This window comes from Micromonospora sp. DT41 (assembly GCF_049841715.1).
GTDB lineage: Bacteria > Actinomycetota > Actinomycetes > Mycobacteriales > Micromonosporaceae > Micromonospora > Micromonospora profundi.
The window spans coordinates 15044-33214 of record NZ_JBNCKU010000006.1; the positions used below are offsets into that span (position 1 = coordinate 15044).

13 protein-coding genes are annotated in these 18171 nt (G+C 71.9%); 5 read left to right on the plus strand and 8 right to left on the minus strand.

Annotated features, from left to right (window positions below):
• The first annotated feature begins 42 nt into the window (after positions 1–42).
• The 4 genes from ACLQ23_RS12975 (at position 43) to ACLQ23_RS12990 (ending at position 5403) form a co-directional block, all read left to right on the plus strand.
• Complete coding sequence (locus ACLQ23_RS12975; protein ID WP_053657386.1) at positions 43–1239, plus strand: thiolase family protein; 1197 nt, start codon at positions 43–45, stop codon at positions 1237–1239.
• Positions 1236–3296 carry a 3-hydroxyacyl-CoA dehydrogenase NAD-binding domain-containing protein gene (locus tag ACLQ23_RS12980; protein WP_425880692.1) on the plus strand — a complete coding sequence of 687 codons (2061 nt, stop codon included), beginning with the start codon at positions 1236–1238 and terminating at the stop codon, positions 3294–3296. The genes ACLQ23_RS12975 and ACLQ23_RS12980 overlap by 4 nt, the downstream gene beginning before the upstream one ends.
• Before the next feature lie 164 nt (positions 3297–3460).
• A complete protein-coding gene (locus tag ACLQ23_RS12985; RefSeq protein WP_425880693.1) occupies positions 3461–4537 on the plus strand; it encodes a hypothetical protein in 1077 nt (358 codons plus the stop codon).
• 92 nt (positions 4538–4629) lie between these two features.
• On the plus strand, positions 4630–5403 hold the full coding sequence (locus tag ACLQ23_RS12990; RefSeq protein WP_355597959.1) for a hypothetical protein: 774 nt from the start codon (positions 4630–4632) through the stop codon (positions 5401–5403).
• A 161-nt stretch (positions 5404–5564) separates the two neighbouring features.
• Here the strand turns inward: ACLQ23_RS12990 and ACLQ23_RS12995 are convergent, their stop codons facing one another.
• The 6 genes from ACLQ23_RS12995 to ACLQ23_RS13020 all read right to left on the minus strand — a co-directional run bounded on the left by ACLQ23_RS12995 (position 5565) and on the right by ACLQ23_RS13020 (position 12180).
• Positions 5565–5975: a VOC family protein gene (locus tag ACLQ23_RS12995; RefSeq protein ID WP_355597957.1), complete on the minus strand. Its 411-nt coding sequence runs from the start codon at positions 5973–5975 to the stop codon at positions 5565–5567.
• A 243-nt stretch (positions 5976–6218) separates the two neighbouring features.
• Positions 6219–7394 carry a sensor histidine kinase gene (locus ACLQ23_RS13000; protein ID WP_355597955.1) on the minus strand — a complete coding sequence of 392 codons (1176 nt, stop codon included), beginning with the start codon at positions 7392–7394 and terminating at the stop codon, positions 6219–6221.
• Positions 7391–8059 (minus strand): response regulator transcription factor, encoded by a 669-nt coding sequence (locus ACLQ23_RS13005; protein WP_355597953.1) that lies wholly within the window; start codon positions 8057–8059, stop codon positions 7391–7393. The genes ACLQ23_RS13000 and ACLQ23_RS13005 overlap by 4 nt, the downstream gene beginning before the upstream one ends.
• A 134-nt stretch (positions 8060–8193) precedes the next feature.
• The gene (locus ACLQ23_RS13010) at positions 8194–9474 is read right to left on the minus strand and encodes a PQQ-binding-like beta-propeller repeat protein (RefSeq protein WP_355597951.1); all 1281 of its coding nucleotides are present in this window, start codon (positions 9472–9474) and stop codon (positions 8194–8196) included.
• A 145-nt stretch (positions 9475–9619) separates the two neighbouring features.
• Positions 9620–10909, minus strand: coding sequence for a PQQ-binding-like beta-propeller repeat protein (locus ACLQ23_RS13015; RefSeq protein WP_425880694.1), 1290 nt, complete (start codon positions 10907–10909; stop codon positions 9620–9622).
• Positions 10906–12180, minus strand: coding sequence for a PQQ-binding-like beta-propeller repeat protein (locus ACLQ23_RS13020; protein ID WP_355597947.1), 1275 nt, complete (start codon positions 12178–12180; stop codon positions 10906–10908). The genes ACLQ23_RS13015 and ACLQ23_RS13020 overlap by 4 nt, the downstream gene beginning before the upstream one ends.
• A 116-nt stretch (positions 12181–12296) precedes the next feature.
• Here ACLQ23_RS13020 and ACLQ23_RS13025 point away from each other — a divergent pair, with 116 nt between their 5' ends.
• Positions 12297–14186, plus strand: coding sequence for a hypothetical protein (locus ACLQ23_RS13025; protein ID WP_355631347.1), 1890 nt, complete (start codon positions 12297–12299; stop codon positions 14184–14186).
• A 15-nt stretch (positions 14187–14201) separates the two neighbouring features.
• Here the strand turns inward: ACLQ23_RS13025 and ACLQ23_RS13030 are convergent, their stop codons facing one another.
• Both ACLQ23_RS13030 and ACLQ23_RS13035 read right to left on the minus strand, forming a co-directional pair.
• Entirely contained in the window at positions 14202–16007 is a 1806-nt protein-coding gene (locus ACLQ23_RS13030) for a hypothetical protein (RefSeq protein ID WP_355631344.1), read from the minus strand.
• Entirely contained in the window at positions 16007–18079 is a 2073-nt protein-coding gene (locus tag ACLQ23_RS13035) for a hypothetical protein (RefSeq protein WP_425880695.1), read from the minus strand. The genes ACLQ23_RS13030 and ACLQ23_RS13035 overlap by 1 nt, the downstream gene beginning before the upstream one ends.
• Positions 18080–18171 lie beyond the last annotated feature (92 nt).

Consider the following 18171-nt stretch of genomic DNA (forward strand, 5'->3'; position numbering starts at 1 on the left):
TGCCGGCGCCAAGGCCGGAACATGGTCGAATAGGAGGCTCAAGTGCCCCGTGAAGTCCGAGATGTCGTCTTTGTCGATGGCGTCCGTACCCCGTTCGGCAAGGCGGGTGGCATGTACGCCAACACCCGTGCCGACGACCTGGTGATCCGCTGCATCCGCGAACTGCTGCGCCGTAACCCGCAGCTGCCGCCGGAGCGGGTCGAGGAGGTCGCCATCGCGGCCACCACCCAGATCGGCGACCAGGGCCTCACCATCGGCCGCACCGCCGCGCTGCTGTCCGGGCTGCCCAAGACCGTTCCCGGCTTCGCCATCGACCGGATGTGCGCCGGCGCCATGACCGCGGTGACCACCGTCGCCGGTGGCATCGCCATGGGCGCGTACGACATCGCCATCGCGGGCGGCGTCGAGCACATGGGCCGCCACCCGATGGGTGAGGGCGTCGACCCCAACCCGCGGATCGTCGCGGAGAAGCTCGTCGACCCGTCCGCACTTGTCATGGGCGCCACAGCGGAGAACCTGCACGACCGGGTCCCGCACATCACCAAGGCCCGCACCGACGCGTTCGCGCTCGCCTCCCAGCAGAAGACCGCCAAGGCGTACGCCAACGGCAAGCTCCAGGACGACCTGGTGCCGGTGGCCATCCGCGACGCCGAGGGTGGCTGGGGTCTGGCCACCGCCGACGAGGCTCCCCGGGACACCTCCCTGGAGAAGCTGGCCACGCTGAAGACGCCGTTCCGCCCGCACGGCAAGGTCACCGCGGGTAACGCGGCCGGCCTGAACGACGGCGCCACCGCCAGCCTGATCGCCGACGAGGCCACCGCCCGCGAGCTGGGCCTGCCCGTCGCCATGCGGCTCGTGTCGTTCGGCTTCGTCGGCGTGGAGCCGGAGGTGATGGGCGTCGGCCCGATCCCCTCGACCGAGAAGGCCCTGCGCATCGCCGGCCTGAGCATCGACGACATCGGCCTGTTCGAGCTGAACGAGGCGTTCGCCGTGCAGGTGCTCGCCTTCCTCGATCACTTCGGCATCGCCGACGACGACCCCCGGGTCAACCCGTGGGGCGGCGCGATCGCCATCGGCCACCCCCTCGCCTCGTCCGGCGTACGGCTGATGACCCAACTGGCCCGCCAGTTCGCCGAGCACCCCGAGGTCCGCTACGGCGTGACCGCCATGTGCATCGGCATCGGCATGGGCGGCACGGTCATCTGGGAGAACCCGCACTGGACGGAGGGCAACAAGTGAAGGCACCGAACGAGGTAGTCACCAAGGCGCTGCTGCGTCAGGTGACGGTACCGGGGCTGGACCGACCCGCCGCCCTGATCACGCTCGACAACGGCTTCGACCACACCAAGCCGAACACCTTCGGCCCGGCCGGTCTGACCAGCCTCGACGAGGCGATCACCGCCGCGCTGGCCGCCGACCCGGCGTTCATCGCGGTCACCGGCAAGCCGTACATCTTCTGTGTGGGCGCGGACATCGTCGGCCTGCCGCAGCTCGCCGACCGCGAGCAGGCGCTGGAGATCGGCCGGCTCGGCCACCGGGTCTTCGCCCGGCTCAAGGAAAGCCCCGTGCCCACGTTCGCGTTCGTCAACGGCGCGGCGATGGGCGGCGGGCTGGAGCTGGCGCTGCACTGCCACTACCGGACGCTGTCCGGTGGCGCGGCTGCGCTGGCCCTGCCCGAGGTCTCCCTCGGCCTGGTCCCGGGCTGGGGCGGCACCCAGCTGCTGCCGAACCTCATCGGCATCCCGGCCGCCACCCAGGTGATCATCCAGAACCCGCTTATGCAGAACAAGATGCTCAAGCCGAAGCAGGCTGCCGAGATGGGCATCGCGGACGTACTGCTGGAGCCGGCCGACTTCCTGGAGCGGTCCCTTGAGTGGGCCGCCGGCGTCGTCCGGGGTCAGGTCACTGTGACCCGCCCCGAGGTCGACAAGGACATGTGGGGCGGCGTGCTCTACTTCGCCCGGGAGACGCTGAACCAGCGGCTGCACGGCGCGGTCCCGGCCGCGTACAAGGCGCTGGATCTGCTGGAGACGGCGAAGGACGCGGACTTCGCAACCGGCACCGCCGCCGAGGACGAGGCCCTCGCGGACCTGGTCTTCTCCGAGGAACTGCGCAGCGGCCTCTACGCCTTCGACCTGGTGCAGCGGCGGGCCAAGCGGCCTGCTGGCGCACCGGACAAGGGCCTGGCCCGCACCGTCACCAAGGTCGGCATCGTGGGCGCGGGCCTGATGGCAAGCCAGCTGGCGCTGCTGTTCGCCCGCCGCCTCCAGGTGCCGGTGGTGATGAGCGACCTCGACCAGTCCCGGGTGGACAAGGGCGTCGGGTACGTGCACACCCAGATCGAGAAGGCCGTCAGCAAGGGCCGGATGGACAAGGGTACGGCCGCCAAGCTGTACGGCCTGGTCAGCGGCACTGTCGACAAGAGCGCGTTCGCCGACGCGGACTTCGTCATCGAAGCGGTCTTCGAGGACCTGGGCGTCAAGAAGCAGGTCTGGGCCGAGCTGGAGAAGATCGTCTCCCCGGAGGCGGTGCTCGCCACCAACACCAGCTCGCTGTCCATCACCGAGATGGCAGCGGATCTGGAGCACCCGGAGCGGGTCGTCGGCTTCCACTTCTTCAACCCGGTGGCTGTCCTGCCGCTGCTGGAGATCGTCCGGGGCGAGCGCACCGACGACGCCACCCTGGCCACCGCGTTCGCTGTCAGCAAGCAGTTGAAGAAGTCCTCGGTGCTTGTCAAGGACGCACCGGCGTTCGTGGTCAACCGGCTGCTCACCCGCTTCCTGGGCACCGTGTTCGCGGCCGTCGACCAGGGCACCCCGCTGGACGTGGCGAACAGCGCACTGGACCCGCTGGGCCTGCCGATGCGCCCGCTCGCCCTGCTCCAGCTGGTCGGCCCGGCCGTGGCGTACCACGTGGGCGGGACGCTTCACGAGGCGTACCCGGACCGGTTCGGTGTCAGCGAGAACCTCAAGCGCATCGCCGATTCCGGCCAGCCGATCGTTGTCGACGACCAGATCAACGACGAGGTGGCGAAGCTGCTCGTGGTCGGCGACCAGCCGCTCACCGAGGAGCAGGTCCGCCAGAACGCGCTCGACGCGCTCGCGCAGGAGATCCGGCTGATGCTGGACGAGGGTGTCGTCGCCGAGGCGCAGGACATCGACCTGTGCATGATCCTCGGTGCCGGCTGGCCGTTCCACCTGGGCGGCGTCACGCCGTACCTGGACCGGACCGGCACCAGCGAGCGGGTCACCGGCCAGCGGTTCCTGCCGCGTGGGGCGGCGAGCCTGCCCGCCTGATCCACGTACGTCGCACCCTGCGTTCGCGGTGGTTGCCCCGTCCAGCTTGGATGGAGGTAGCCACCGCGAATGTCGTTGTGCCTGATTCCGGTCGGGCCGGGACAGTGGGACCCTCTGGTGGCTGGCTACGATCACCCGTTCGCACCCTCGCCTGGAGCTGATCAATGTCCTCACCGCCGGTCGACCCCTGGTCCGGGCAGACGGAGCCCGACGCGCGCTACGACTTCCACCCGCAGGGCCCGGAGGGCTACCAGCAGCCGCCAGCCGAGGGTTGGGTGCCGCAGCCGGGCGGGCAGCAGCCGTACGACGGCCACTGGCACGGTGCGCCGCAGCCCGCTCCGCCACCGGCGGTCCAGCAGCCGTATCCCACACAGCCATATCCCGCCCCGCCGTACTCGACGCCGCCGCACTCGACCCCGCCGCACTCGACTCCGCCGTACTCGACGCCGCCGTACTCGACTCCGCCGTACTCCAACACACCGCACGGCGGATATCCCGGCACGCCGCAGACCGGCTATCCGGCCGGTCAGTACGCCGGCTACCCGCCGCCCCATCCCGGTGGCGGACAGGGGCAGTCACGCCAACTGATCCTGATCCTGGGCATCGTCGGGCTGCTGGTGCTCTGCCTCGGCGGAGGCGGAGTCGCCTACGTTGCCTACGAGCGGGATCAGCGGGCCGACCCGACACCCACCCCTACCGCCGCCACCACCACAGCGCCAGCCAGCACTCCGAGCGCCACCGCCTCCGCGTCGGCCACTCCGTCGCCGGGGCCCAGTCCCGCTGCCCAGATCCGGGTCGTCACACCGGAGACTCTCGCGGGGCGTCCGAAGAGCACGGACGCGACGCTGAAGAAGTTGGCGGAGGACATGGTCCAGGAGCTGAGAGGCTCGGTGCGCGGCGAGAACGATGTCGTCGGCGCCTTCTACGGCAGCCCCAGCGAGCGGGACATGGTCATGGTGATCGCTGCCTCCACGTTCGTGCTCAACCCCACAAAAGAGCTCGACGACGCGGTGCGGTCGATGTCCAAGGGCCTGGCCGTGACGGGGATGACCACCATCGCCCCGGGCCCACTGGGTGGGGTGGCCAAGTGCGGCGACGGCAAGTCCGCGGAGGTGGCGCTGGGTGTCTGCGCCTGGGCCGACCACGGCAGCGTCGGGATCATCGTGATGTTCTTCTCGTCCGCGGCCGCCTCGGCGGCGGAGTTCGTCACCATCCGGGCGGAGATCGAGCAGCAGTCCTGACCACCACGGCGACGCGTGGGCGACGACTGCCCGAAACGCGGCACCATCGACGCCGTGGTCGAATCGTCGCCGTCCGATCGTGGAGTTGACTGATGTCCCAGCCGCCGGCCAACCCCTTCGGCCCGCCGCACGATCCCCCTCCGCAGCGGCCGGCACCGCAGTACCAGCCAGGGCCGCCGCAGCAGCCCGTTGGCTGGGCACCGCCGCCGCAGGGCTTCGGGCCCGCGCAGTCGGGTCAGCCGTACGGCTACCCGAACGTCGCCGTCGGCCCGCCGCCGAAGAAGTCGAACCTCGCCACGATCGTGGTGATCGCGCTGGCGGCGGTGCTGGTGCTCTGCGTCGGCGGAGCGGCGGTCACCTGGTTCGTGGTCACGGACGACAAGAACGACGCGGGCGACGTCGTTGAGACCAGCAGGATCGAGGTGGTCGCGCCCGACACCCTCGCCGGCCGACCGAAGTACACCGGGACGGACTTACAGGGCGTTTCCGAGGCGACGGTCAACGCGATCAGGCCGATGGTGCAGAACGAGACAGGCGCGGTCGGCGCCTACTACGGAGAACCGATCCTGCGGGACTTCATCCAGATCGCCGCTGTCTCCGGGCTGGTGGTCGACCCGCAGAAGAAACTGGACGACGCGGTGCGAGGGCTGTCCACGCTGAAACTCAACGACATGGCGGCGACCGAGCCCGGCCCGCTCGGCGGCGACGCCCGCTGCGGCAACGGCTGGGCCGACGGCGTACCGCTGGGTGTGTGCCTCTGGGCGGACGGGGGCAGCGTGGGTGTGGTGGTCATGCACTACAGGTCCGCCGAACAGATGATCGCCGAGTTCGTCGGCATCCGTGGTCAGATCGAACAGCGTTCGTGAGCCGTGACCGGGGCCCCGGCCGTCCGAAGGTGGCCGAAGCCCCGTGAAAGTGCAAGATCCGCGCACCTTCGCCGAAGCTGCTGCCTCCAGCGAGCCGGAGGCGACATCATCTGCGTAGTTGCGCGGATGTTGACTATTCGAGGCGGCCGGGCCGCCGGCGCCTAGGCCGTGGCGGCGTCACCCGGTGCGGCTGACGTCGCAGCCCGCTCGGGCGCGCTGCGCAGCACGCAGAACTCGTTGCCCTCCGGGTCGGCGAGCACCACCCAGCCGGCGCCGTCGGGCCGGGTCTGGTCGTCGACGAGTGTCGCGCCGATGCCGAGCAGCCGCTCGACCTCCTCGGCGCGGGTCCGGTCGGCTGGTTGCAGGTCGAGGTGCAGCCGGTTCTTCACCGTCTTGCCCTCGGGTACGGCGATGAACAGCACCACCGGGCCTCCCGGCGGCACGAGCATCGCCTCCGGGTCACCGGGGAAGTCGTCCGGCTGCCGGGGGCAGTCGAAGACCTGCGACCAGAAGCCGGCAAGGGCGTACGTGTCGCGACAGTCGATGCTGACGTTGTGGATAGTCGAACTCACAGTGGTCCTCCATGTGGCGCGTGGCGCGGCACCCGTTTCCGGGCATGGCGCAGCACGCAGAAACCGGTTTCCCTGCGGACGGGCGGTCAGCGCCCGACCCGTGCGGGGGCGCTCCGCCTCCGGGACCTCAGCCGACGCGGACCCGGGGCGCGGAGCAGACATTCGTTGACATCGACGCACCCCCTTCGCTTCCGAGCTGACAGCGCGATCTTTGCACCGGCCGCGCGCCGCGCGCAACCCCGTTCAGGCAGCGCCGGGCGCCGGGCAGGGCACCGAAGGCGCGTCCGCCGTCGGGAGGGTGACAGTCACCTCCAGGCCGCCGCCGGGCTGGGCGATCACCTTGACGGTGCCTCCGTGCGCCTGGCAGACCGCCCGCACGATCGACAGTCCCAGACCCGAGCCGCGCGCGCCGGTGCGTTCCCGCCCACCACGCCGGAACGGCTCGAACAGCCCCGGCACGTCGGCCTGGTCCACCTCGAACCCGGTGTTGCCCACCACGAGCCAGGAGCGCTGGCCGTCGGTGCCGGTACGCACCCAGAGCCGGCCGTGCAGATGGTTGTAGCGGACGGCGTTCTCGATGAGGTTGCCGGCCAGCCGGTCGAGCAGCCCGGGGTCTCCGACCACTGGCGCGGACTCCAGCGACGTCTGCACGCGCAGGCCGATCCGTTCCACCTCACGGCGCATCGCGGACAACGCGTTGGCGGTGCCCGCGGCGAGGTCGCACTCGGTGCGTCGACCGAGCCGCCGCCCGGCCTGCGCCTCGCTGCGCGCCAGCACCAGCAGCGCGTCCACAAGGCCATTGGCCCGCTCGGAGGCGTCGCGCACCACTGTCGCCATCCGGCGGTATTCGGCGGTGTCGGCGTCGTCGTCGCTGAGCGTCACGTCGATCTCGGTCCGCATGACGGCAAGCGGGGTGCGCAGCTCGTGCGAGGCGTTCGCCACGAAGCGCTTCTGCGCCTCGAACGCCGACGCGATCCGGTCCAGCATCGCGTCGAAGGTCTTGGCCAGCTCCGCCACCTCGTCGTCGGCGCCCGAGTAGCCGATCCGCTGGTCCAGGGTGGCCTCGCCGAGCCGCTGCGCGGTAGCGGTGACCTGGTGCAGCGGGCGCAGCGCCCGGCCGGCCACGGCGTACGCGCCGGCCACCCCGACGACGCTGATCGCCAGCAGCGCGACGAGGCCCTTGGCCAGCAGCTCCCCCGAGGCGGCGTCGACAAGTTGACGCTGCCACTGGGCGGCGTCCATCGACCGGCCGTCGGAGAGAAGCACCGTCGTGCCGGGCAGCAGCTCGTCGGTGGGTCGCAGCGCGTCCCGGACCAGCAGCCAGGCCAGCAGCACCAGGATCGCGCCCGCGCCGACCAGCAGCACGCCGTTGAGCAGTGTCAGCCGCAAGCGCAGTGTGGGCCGCAACCGGCGGCTCACGCGCCCACCTCCGAGGTGCGGTAACCCGCGCCCACCACGGTCTCGATGAGCGGCGGATCGCCGAGCTTCTTGCGCAGCGTCATCACCGTGACCCGCACGATTGTGGTGAACGGGTCGGTGTTGGCGTCCCAGACCCGCTCCAGCAGCTCCTCGCTGGAGACCACCGCTCCGCGCGCCTTGAGCAGCTCGCTGAGCACCCCGAACTCCTTGTTCGTCAGGTCGATCGGCACACCGGCCCGGGTGGCGACGCGGCGGGCCGGGTCGAGCACGAGGTCGGCGAGTTCGAGCACCGGCGGCGCGGCCGGGGTGGCCCGCCGGCCGAGCGCCTGCACCCGGGCGACCAGCTCGTCGAAGGCGAAGGGCTTCGGCAGGTAATCGTCCGCGCCGAGCTGCAACCCCTCCACCCGGTCGGCCACCGTGCCGCTCGCCGTCAGCATCAGCACCCGGGTCAGCGCGCCGGACGCGGCGAGCTCGGCGCAGATCTGGTCGCCGTGCACGCCGGGCAGGTCGCGGTCGAGCACCACCACGTCGTACCGGGTCACGAACGCCGCCTCGTGGCCGGCGTCGCCGTCGTACGCCACGTCGACCGCCATGCCCCGCTTGCGCAACCCGCGCGCGATCGCGTCGGCGAGGTTGCGCTCGTCCTCCACCACCAGTACCCGCATCCCCGGCCTCCTCGCTGCTGACCACCGACAACCTAGTGCCGGCCGGCAAACAATCGTCCCTCGACGCCCGCGTCGGTCGCCGTCGCGGGCCACTGCGGCGGTACGGGCTGCTCGTCCATCCGGCCGACCGGTGATCAGTCGGGCAGGTTCCACAGCTGGTACGAACTGTTAGCTGTGGCGCACAGCACGTGACCCGTGATGGCCTGACAATCCCCTGTGGCGTCCGGCAGGACGTCCAGGACGCGTACCTTGCCGGCACGGGCATCCAACTCTCCGACGAGCAGCCCGCCGCCGGGATACCCACGTAAGCCGACCATCCGGCGGGCGTCGCCGACCTGGTACAGCTCCCATCTGCCCAGGTCGGCCAGCTCCTCGCCGGTAAGTGCATCGACAACGAGGTACCGCACCATCGGACCGGGACCGCTGACGCTCACCATCAGCCTGCCGTCGTACGGCCAGCCCCACGACCAGCGGTCGGTACGCCAGCGCAGCCCGCCGGTCTCGGGGTCGATCGCCAGTAGTTCGCCCCCACCGGTGCGTATACACAGAACGGGGCCACAGTTCGCCGCGAACTCGACCGGGCCGGTCGTACGTGTCCAGCGCCGGTCCAGCCGATCCAGCCCGTACGCGGTGACAGTGGCCGAGCCTCTGTCGACGGCAAGCAGCAGGTCTTCCATCACCTCGAGCCCGAGCGGCCCGTCGTCGGGTGGGAGCAGGCTGGCACTGGCCAGCACCGCGCCGGTGCTCGCCTCGCGTACCTCGACCGGCGCGTTCACCGGGTTGAGCACCACCCGGTCCACCCCGTGCCCGGTGTCGCGGAAGCTGATCTGGGCACTTGTGGGCGGCAACTGCCAGCGCACGGTGCCGCAGCAGGGATCGACAGCACGCAGGCTGCTCACTTCGGTCTGGCCGCCGGAGTGCAGCAGCAGGTTGCCGTCAGCCAACGCGATGGCCCTGCCCGGCTGCTGCCACCGCAGCGCCCCGGTTGCCCGGTCCAGCGCCACAGTGAGCGTTTCCCGGCCCACCGGCCCGATCTCGTAGCCGGTGACCAGCAGCATCCCGGCCAGCGGGGTGATGCGCCAGGACCGGGCCTCGGCCGACAACGGCGCCTGCCAGGCCGGCGCGCCGCCGGGCAGCCGGTACGCGGCCAACCGCCCCTGCCGCGCCGATGTGTTTGCCGGCTCGACGATCAGGAAGAGGTCATCGTCGACAAGCGCATCGGCGCCGAGCCGAGCAGGCAGCGTCACCACGGTCCGTCGAGGCGGTAGCGCGGCACCGGCGGTGACGGTGACCAAGACGAGCAACAGGAGCAGCGCGCAGCGCAGCCGCCGGTCGTTGGCACGGGGTGGGCGGGGCAACAGGTCCGGGTCCGGACCGTGCCGTAACTCGCCGAGGTCGATCACCGGACCGGTCACGGCCGAGACCGCCAGAACGCGGTCGAGCCGTCAGGTCGCTGGTCCTTCACCACCAGTAACCGCCTCCCGCCCTCCTCGCCGCCGACCGCCGGCAATCCCTTGCCAGCCGACAACCATCGTCCCCCGTCGATCGGCTCGCCGCTTGTCAGCCGGGCAACCGCCACAGCGCGAAGGAGGCATCCTGCCGACGGCAGAGCATCTGTCCGGTGACCACCGCCTGGCACTCGCCGGCCGTGTCCGGCAGCACGTCCAGCAACCGGACCGTGCCCGCCCGGACGTCCAGCTCAGCGACGAGCAGACCGCCGTCGGGATGACTGCGTACGCCGATCGTCGGGCCGCCCCACGGGAACTGGGCCAGCTCCCAGCGACCCAGATCGGCGAGCACCCGGCCGGTCTGCGGGTCGAGCACGGAGAGCTGCTCCGCACCCGGCCCGGCGCTGCTCACACTGGTGGCCAGCAGCCGGCCTGCCGACGGCCAGACCCACGCCCAGCGGTCGCTGCCCCAGAGCGGCCGACCGGTCGCGGCGTCGACGACCCGCAGCCCACCGGAGCGGTTCTGGAGGCAGACGGTCGTGCCGCAGTCCGACGCGTACAGCGCCTCGTCGGCGGGTGTACGCCAGCGCTGGTCCAGCCCGTCGAGCCCGTACGCGGTGATCATCGTCGGGGACCCGCCGAAGGTGAGCAGCAGGTCGTCCACTATCTGCACACCCGTGCGCGCCCCACTGACGGGTGCCGCCAGCCCGGTGCGCGCCAGCACGGCACCCGTGGTCCCGTCGAGGACCTCGATGGGCCCGTTCGCGTGGCTGAGCACCACCCGGTCCACGCCGTGCTCGCCGTCGCGGAAGCTGAAATCGCCGCCCGCGACGATGGGCACCTGCCAGCGCACTGTGCCGCAGCACGGGTCGACAGCCCGTAGGGTGCCCCCCTGGTCGCCGACGGAGTGCAGCAGCAAATTGCCGTCGGCGAGCAGGCTGGGGCTGCCGGGCTGCTGCCAGCGGTACGCCCCGGTCCGGCGGTCCAGCGCCACGGTGAGCGTGCCCTGCCGGTCCGGGCCGGTCTCGTGCCCGGTGGCCAGCAGCATGTCGCCCTGCTGGGCGATGCCCCAGTATCGGCCCTCCGCCGGCAGCGAAGCCTGCCAGGCCGGCTCGCCGCCGGGCAGCCGGATGGCTGTCAACCGCCGCTGCGCCGCCGGTCCGCTGAGCGGCTCGACGAGCACGAAGAGGTCACTGGTGACCAGGGCGTCGGCGCCGAGGCGGCCCGGCAGCGCCAACACCTCACGCCGGGGGTGCGGCCCCGCGCCGGCCAGGCTGACAAGCACGAGCAGCAGGACCAATGCGCAGCGCAGGGGCCGCCCCTTGGCCAGTGGCGGGCGAGGCAGCCGGTCGGCTTCCGGCCCATGCCGCAGCTCGCCGAGGTCAATCAGCGGGCCGGTCACTGGTGTAACCGCCACAGCGCCGTCGAGCCGTCGAGGCGCCGGCAGAGCAGCACCGGCAGCGCCGCCTGGCACCCGCCTGCCACACCCGGCAGGATGTCCAGGGTCCGCGCCCGGCCGGCGGCCAGGTCCAGTTCGGCGACCACGAGCCGACCGTCGACCGTCGACCGTACGCCAATCAGGTCGTCGCCCCTGCGCATCCGGCTCACAAGCCCCCACCGACCCAGATCCGCCCTCTCCTGCCCGGTCTTCGCGTCGCGTACCGCGTACCGCTGGTCGTGCCCCATCATCAACAGCCGGTCCTGCCGGACGTCGGCGAGCATGTCCGGACCGGGATTGGCCCATCGGACGGCACCGGTGGTGGCGTCGATGGCCTGCAGGCCGCCGGTCTGCAGGCCTGCGCAGAGCAGATCCGCACAAGCCACCGACCAGGCCACCAGCGGCACCGGGGACGTCCACATCGGTGCGATGTCGGGCAGGCTGTAGGCGACCAGCCGGGTGCTGCCCGGCGGGACGAGCAGCACCAGGTCGCCGACGACCTGCACCCGCTGGAACGCCGACCGGTCGCCGGGCAGCGTGTCCACGCTCCGCAGCAGCTTGCCGGTGCCGGCGTCGTACACCTGTAGTTCGCCGGTCGGCTGGACGACAACGACCTGGTCGACCTGGCCGGCGCGCTCGTGGTAGTCAGGGCTGCCGGGTGGGACGGGCACCGACCAGAGCACCCGACCGGTGTCGGGCGCCACCCTGCTCACCGTGCCCGGCGCGTCGTCCGCGTCGTCCACGAGAAGCAGGCCGCCGTCGACAGTCCACTGGACGAGCCCCGGATGGTGCCAGCGCCGCTGCCCCGTGGCGGCGTCGAAGGCGGTGGTCTCCAGCACCTCAGCGGTGGTGGCCGCGACGGCCAGCAGCAACCCGCGCTCGGCCCACACGGCCAGATAGTCACCGCTTCGCGCCAGCGGCACCCGCCACCGGCGGCGCAGGTCCTGCTCTCCGGTCGCCGAGGGCAGGGTGTACGCCGTGAGGTACCGCTCGCCGTCAGGTGTGGTCGGGTCGACAACGACGACGCCGGCGGCGGTGAGGTACGCCGAGGCGTCCGGCACGGTCGGCACCGGCGTCACCGCCCGGCGGGGCGCCGGTGCCCCGCCGGCGAGCACGAGCAGGGTCAGCAGCAGTACGCCGGTGCTGCGCAGCGGTCGGCCGGCGGCGCGCGGCCGGCGGGGCGGCGGTGCCGATACCGGCTCGTCCCGGACCTCGCCCAGCTCGATAATCGACAACGACAGTCCCTCCGTGGCGGGGTGCGACCTACCGGGCTGCCCCGGCAAACCGGCCGCTGCCGTACCGGCCCGGCAAATGCGACGCAACCTCGCCTGTACGATGGCGCGTCGTGGCTGTGCCGGTGGTAGACCCCTCGCTGAATCCCGTGACCGACGCCGACCCGGCCGAGGTCGAGCCGACACGGCGGCCTCGACGCCGCCCGGCCCGAACCGACCTGTTGGCCCTCGGAGCCTATGTGCTGCTGGGTGTCTTCGTCTGCCTCAACTACTGGGGTGACGTGACCGGTCGGGTCTCCTCGCACCTGCCGACCGACCACAGTTGGTTCGAGTGGCTGTTCGCCCACGGCGCCTACTCGGTACGGCACCTGGAGAACCCGCTGTTCACGGCCCGGCAGAACGCCCCGGACGGGGTGAACATGATGGCCAACACCTCGCTGCTCGGGGTGACCCTGCCGCTGTCGCCGCTGACAATGCTGTTCGGCCCGCAGGTCACGTACGCGCTCTACCTGGGCGGCGCCCTGGCGGCCACTGCGGGCACGGCGTACTGGATGCTCTCGCGGCACCTGGTGAAGTCCCGAGCTGCCGCATTCGTCGGTGGCGCGTTCCTCGGTTTCGCGCCGGGCGTCGTCCACCACGCGAACGGTCAGCCCAACTTCGTGTCCAACTTCCTGTTGCCGCTGATCGTCGTGCGGGTGCTGCGGCTTGGCGAGTCGGGTCGGTGGCGGCGCAACGGGCTGGTGCTCGGCGCGCTTGTGGCGTACCAGATCTTCATCAACGAGGAGATGCTGCTCCTCACCGCGCTTGCCTGCCTGGTCGTCGTGCTCGCGTACGTCGTGCAGCGCCCGGCGGCGGCGCGGCGCGCGGCCGGCTCGTTCCTGGCCGGGCTCGGCGTCGCCGGTGGCCTGGCGCTACTGCTGACGGCGTACCCGATCTGGTTCCAGTTCAACGGCCCGCAGTCCTACCGCGGCCTGCAGGGCGGTGTCTTCCACAACTGGGGCGAGGACCTGGTCGCCTTCGTCACCTTCGCCCGGGACACCTGGGCCGGTAACCCGGAGGTGGAGAAGACGATCGGGTTGACCGAGCAGAACACCTGGTTCGGGTGGCCACTGGTGCTGCTGTCGGTGGTGGCGCTCGTGCTGCTGGTGCGCCGCTCGTTGGCCGCCCGGATCATCGCGGTGCTGGTCGTGGTCTTCACGGTGGCCTCGATCGGGCCGTGGGTGCGCTTCAACGGCGTCGAGACCACGGTGCCCGGCCCGTGGTCGTACGTGTCGGACGACCTGCCGCTTGTCGAGATGATGATGCCGACCCGGTTGGCGCTTGTGGTGGCCGCCGCGTTGGGCGTACTGCTGGCGCTGACCTGGGACGCGGCGGCCCGGCAGGGGCGTCCGGTGGCCGACCGGCCCGAGGTGCCGGCCCAGCGCACCGGCGAGCCGGCGGAGTCCGACGTGCCGTCCATGCCCGCGCCGGTCGTGTCGCGTCGACGCTGGCTGCGCCCGGTGGGGTACGCGGCGGTCGCGCTGGCGGTGCTGCCGCTGTTCCCCCGGCCGCTGCCGGCGCAGCAGGTGGACCCGCCGCCGAACTTCATCACCGCCGGCGGCTGGCGCCCCTACGTGCCGGAGGGCCGGACCCTCGTGCCGGTGCCGATCCCGAGCAACGTGCACGGCCTGTCGACGCTGCGGTGGAGCGCGCTGACCGGGCACGAGTTCCCCATCCCGGGTGGCTACTTCATCGGCCCGAACGAGCTGGGCGAGGGCGTCTTCGGCGCTCCGAACCGGCCCACCAGCACCCTCATCTACTCCACGATGGACGCTGGTGCGGTTCCGGCGATCACCGACGAGAACCGCCGTCAGGCCGTCGAGGACCTGCGGTTCTGGCGGGCGTCGGTGGTGGTGCTCGGGGCGCATCCGCGCGAGGCGGTGCTGCGTGAGCTGGTCACCGCCCTGATCGGGCCGCCGCAGCGGGTCGACGACGTCTGGGTGTGGGACGTCCGCGCGCTCGTGGACTGACGCGCTGCCCGACGGTCAGCCGACCCGGTCCCGGACGTCCCAGACCCACGCGCCGTCGACCTGGCGTCCGGGGCCGAGCAGCGCCTCGACGGTCCGGCGCACCGGCTCGTCCTGCGCGAGCCGGCCGAGCACGACGATCGCGGCCCGCCAGTGCCGCAGGTCCTCGACGGCCTGACGGCGGTCGTCGTCGGTGAGCGCCGGCACCGCGCCGGTCTGCGCGACCCGCCGGAGCAGCACGGAGGTGGGTCGGTCCGGCGCACCCCAGCGCGCCGCCGGGTCGTCCGGGCCGCTCGGGCCGATGAAATAGCCGCCCGGCGCTTCGAATGCCAGCCCGGTGCGGGCGGACCAGAGCATCACCGGGCTCAGCGCGGCGCCGGTGACCGGGGGCACCGCCACCACTGTCCGGCCCGCTGGCACCAACGGCCGCCACCGGCCGTCGGCGACGAACGCCGGCACAGGCGCCACCGGGATCGCCCGGATCGGCGTCGGCACCAGCGGAAGCAACGCGGCTACCACCGCGCCACCCCACAGCAGGCGTACCGGCAGTCCTTGCACGGCCGCCGCCCGGACCCGGTCCAGCGACAGCGCCACGAGCACGCCGAGCACCGGTACGCACACCAGCGCGAACCGGGCCGGCACCGCGAGGTCGAGCAGCGGCAGCCCGGCGACCAGGCGGTACGGCCCGGGGATGCCGGTGGCGGTGCTGTCGATCCGCAGCTCGGTGCCGAGCGAGAGCAGGGCGAAGACGATGCCGCAGCCGGCCAGCGCGCGGACCAGCGGGCGTCGCCACAGCCAGATCACGATGACCACGGCGAGCACCAGCAGCCCGGGGCCGAAGAACGAGTTCTCCTCGGTCGGGTTGGGCGACAGCAGTCCCGGCAGCCAGTTGTCACCGAACACTGTCTGCCGGGCCGAGGCGGTGAACGACGCCGCGTCGAGCTGGAAACCGTGCGCGGCGAAGGCCATCCCGTCGTAGTGCTGCGGGCCGTGGAACTGGAACCACAACGGGTACGCCAGCGGCACCACCGCTACGACGGCCGCCACAGCGAGCCTGCCGAACAGGGTCGGGGCGTGTCGCCGGGCCGCCGCCCGGTCGGCGAGCGCGTAGCCCACCGCGAACACCCCGGAGGCGAGGGCCAGGAAGACAAGCGTCTCCTCCCCGATGAACACCTGCCAGACGACAAGCAGCCCCAGGCCGACGCCGGATCGCCACACGGCGCGCTGCCACGCCTCGCCGGGTCCTGGTGCGGGGCGGAACACCAGGGCGAGGATCGCCGGCACGAGGAACTGGGCGGCCATGTGCAGGTGTGCCCCCGCCTGGGCGATCATGCCGGGGGCGAAGCCGCAGATCAGCCCACCGACCGCCGCCGCCGACCGGGCGGTGACCAGGCGGCGGCGCAGCAGCGCGTACCAGGCCGTTGCCGTGCCGGCGAGGCAGCAGACGACAGCAACGCAGAACGCCACCTGCGAGCCGAACAGCAGCGTGACCGGGGCCAGCGGGACACCCAGGCCGAGCACCGACGTGTTCGCCATCAGGTTGACGCCGTCCGGTGCGTTCAACGCCGTGCTGTAGAGCGGGTTCCCGCCCTCGCTGACCGCACGCGCCGCGTGGGCCAGCATCCACTCGAAGAGGACCTGGTCGCCGGCCTGGTGGAACAGCCGCCCGGGGTGGCCCCACTGGCCGCTGGTCAGCAGCAGCGCCAGGCCGACGTAGCCGGCGACCACGAACGCGTCCGGCAGCCACGCCGGTCGGGGCCGGCGCGTGGACGCCGATCCGGCCGTCGCCGTCGTCACCGACGACGACGACGCTCCGGCGGCCATCAGACCGAGCGGTCCGTCAGCGCCCGGACATCCCACACCCAGACGTCCAGCTCCTGCCGGCCCGGACCGACAAGCTCCTCGACGGTACGCCGCAGCGGCTCGACGTTCTGCTGACGCAACGGGAGCACCAGGATCGCCGCCTGCCAGTGCCGCAGCTCGTCCTGGAAGCGTCGACGCTGCCTGTCGTCGAGCTTCGGTGCCCGGCCGGTGGTCGCCACCTCCTCCAACAGTTGACCCACCCCGCTGGGCCGGCCGCCGAACCGGCCCGGGTCACCGGTATTGCCGTTGCGGGGGGCCAGGAAGTAGCCGCCCGGGATCTTGAAGTCGAGGTTTGTGGCCGCCGCCCAGCGCATGCCGTGCGTGTTGCCCATACTGGGCACCGGGATCGGCACCAGCGTCTGGTCCGGGCCGACGTACGTCCGCCAGCGGTCGGCGGTGATGAAGTCCGGCACCGGCGGTCGGGAGACCATCCGCAGCGGCATCGGTGCGATCGGCAGCAGCGCGAACGCCAGGCCGGCGGCGGTGAGCGTGCGCACCGTACGCCGCTCGACCGAGCGCAGCGCCCAGGCCCGCTCGACGGCCAGCGCGAGCAGCAGCCCGACCACCACCGTGGTGATCAGGCCGAACCGGGTCGGCACCACAGCGTCCAGCAGTGGCAGGTGCACCAGCAGCTGCCACGGCCCGGTGATCAGCTCCCGGTCCCACCAGGAGATCCGCTCACCGAGGGACAGCACAGCGAACAGGCCGCCGGTCACCGCGAGCGCCCGGACGATCATCTCCCGGCGCAGCCACACCACGATGGCGATGGCGAGCAGCGAGAGGCTCCAGCCGAAGAAGGCGTTCTCCTCGGAGTAGTTCGGCGCCAGGTTGGCGTTTGCCCGCTGGTTGCCTCCGAGCGTGGGGGAACCGGGCGCGAAGAACGCGGCGATGTCGTTGCCGTAGTCCTGGACCGCATCGCTGAGACCGTGGTACGCCATCGGCCCGGCGAACTGCACGTACAGGGGGTACGCCAGCAGCGAACCGGCCAGCAGCGTGCACGCCGCGACACCGATGCCCAGGGGCCGCCACGCCGCCCACCAGCGGGCCGGCTCCTGGGCGAGCACCGCGAGCAGGAAGACCCCGCAGGCCATCGCCGTGAAGAGCAGGATCTCCTCGTTGATGAACGCCTGCGCGGTGACGAGCACCGCGAGCAGCAACCCGTCGCGTACCGGCCGGCGGGACCGGGTGAGCACCAGCACCCGCCACACGATGAACGGCAGCAGGAACTGGCTGATGATGTTCGGATGCCAGCTGGCGTGCGAGAGCATCGCCGGAGAGAAGCCACAGAACCAGCCGCCGGCCGCCGCCGCGAGCGGGGTCCTTACGACGTGGCGGGACAGCACGAGATACCAGGCCGTGGCCGTGCCGGCGAGGCCGAGCGTCACGAGCACCACGAAGGACACCGCGGGCCCGAACAGCACTGTCACCGGCACCATCGGGATGCCCAGCGCCAGCACTGCCGTGTTGGCCATCAGGTTGACGCCGTCGGGGTAGTTGAACTGCTCGGTGAAGAACGGGTACTCGCCGTGCAGCACCACGCGTACCGAGTGGGCGAGGAAGAACTGCACCTGGGCCGGGTCGCCGGTGTAGAGCGACGCCACCCGACCGGCCGGGTCCAGCCAGATCCGGCTTGTCACCCAGAGCGCGGCGAGCAGGAACAGCCCGCCCACCGCCAGGTGCTGGCGGCGGCGCGTCCAGCGGGTCCACCACCGTCGGCGCGGTCCGGCCGGCGCCGCCACGGCGTCATCCGCAGCAGCGGCATCGTCGGGTACGTCGGCCGGCGGCGCTTCGGCCGGCGAGGGCTCGACGGTGTCGGTGCGGGACGGGGCGGCGGCCGGAGCGGGAGCACTGGCCACAGGGGTCGTGCTGGCCACGGGAGTCTTGCTGGCCGTGGTGGTCTCGCGTGCTGTGGTGGTCTTGCTTGCTGTGGTTGTCGGGGAGGCGCGGCGGGTGTGCTGGCTCACAGACTCGTCGGGACCCACTGCCGCCTCCGGGTGCGGCGCGGACAGGGCGCGGGACTCGGCAGGCGTCACAGTCGGCGGAGTCTACCCGAGCGACGAAACGGCACTAAAAGCCCCAGGGCTCCGTCCACTATGGTTCGTCAGTCGCCGGCCAGCGAAAGCGC

What these genes read in the sequence shown, in the direction of transcription:
- ACLQ23_RS12990 (WP_355597959.1), top strand. Translation starts at nt 4,630, where the DNA reads ATGTCCCAGCCGCCGGCCAACCCCTTCGGCCCGCCGCACGATCCCCCT.
- ACLQ23_RS13030 (WP_355631344.1), bottom strand. Translation starts at nt 16,007, where the DNA reads ATGGCCGCCGGAGCGTCGTCGTCGTCGGTGACGACGGCGACGGCCGGA.
- ACLQ23_RS13005 (WP_355597953.1), bottom strand. Translation starts at nt 8,059, where the DNA reads ATGCGGGTACTGGTGGTGGAGGACGAGCGCAACCTCGCCGACGCGATC.
- ACLQ23_RS12985 (WP_425880693.1), top strand. Translation starts at nt 3,461, where the DNA reads ATGTCCTCACCGCCGGTCGACCCCTGGTCCGGGCAGACGGAGCCCGAC.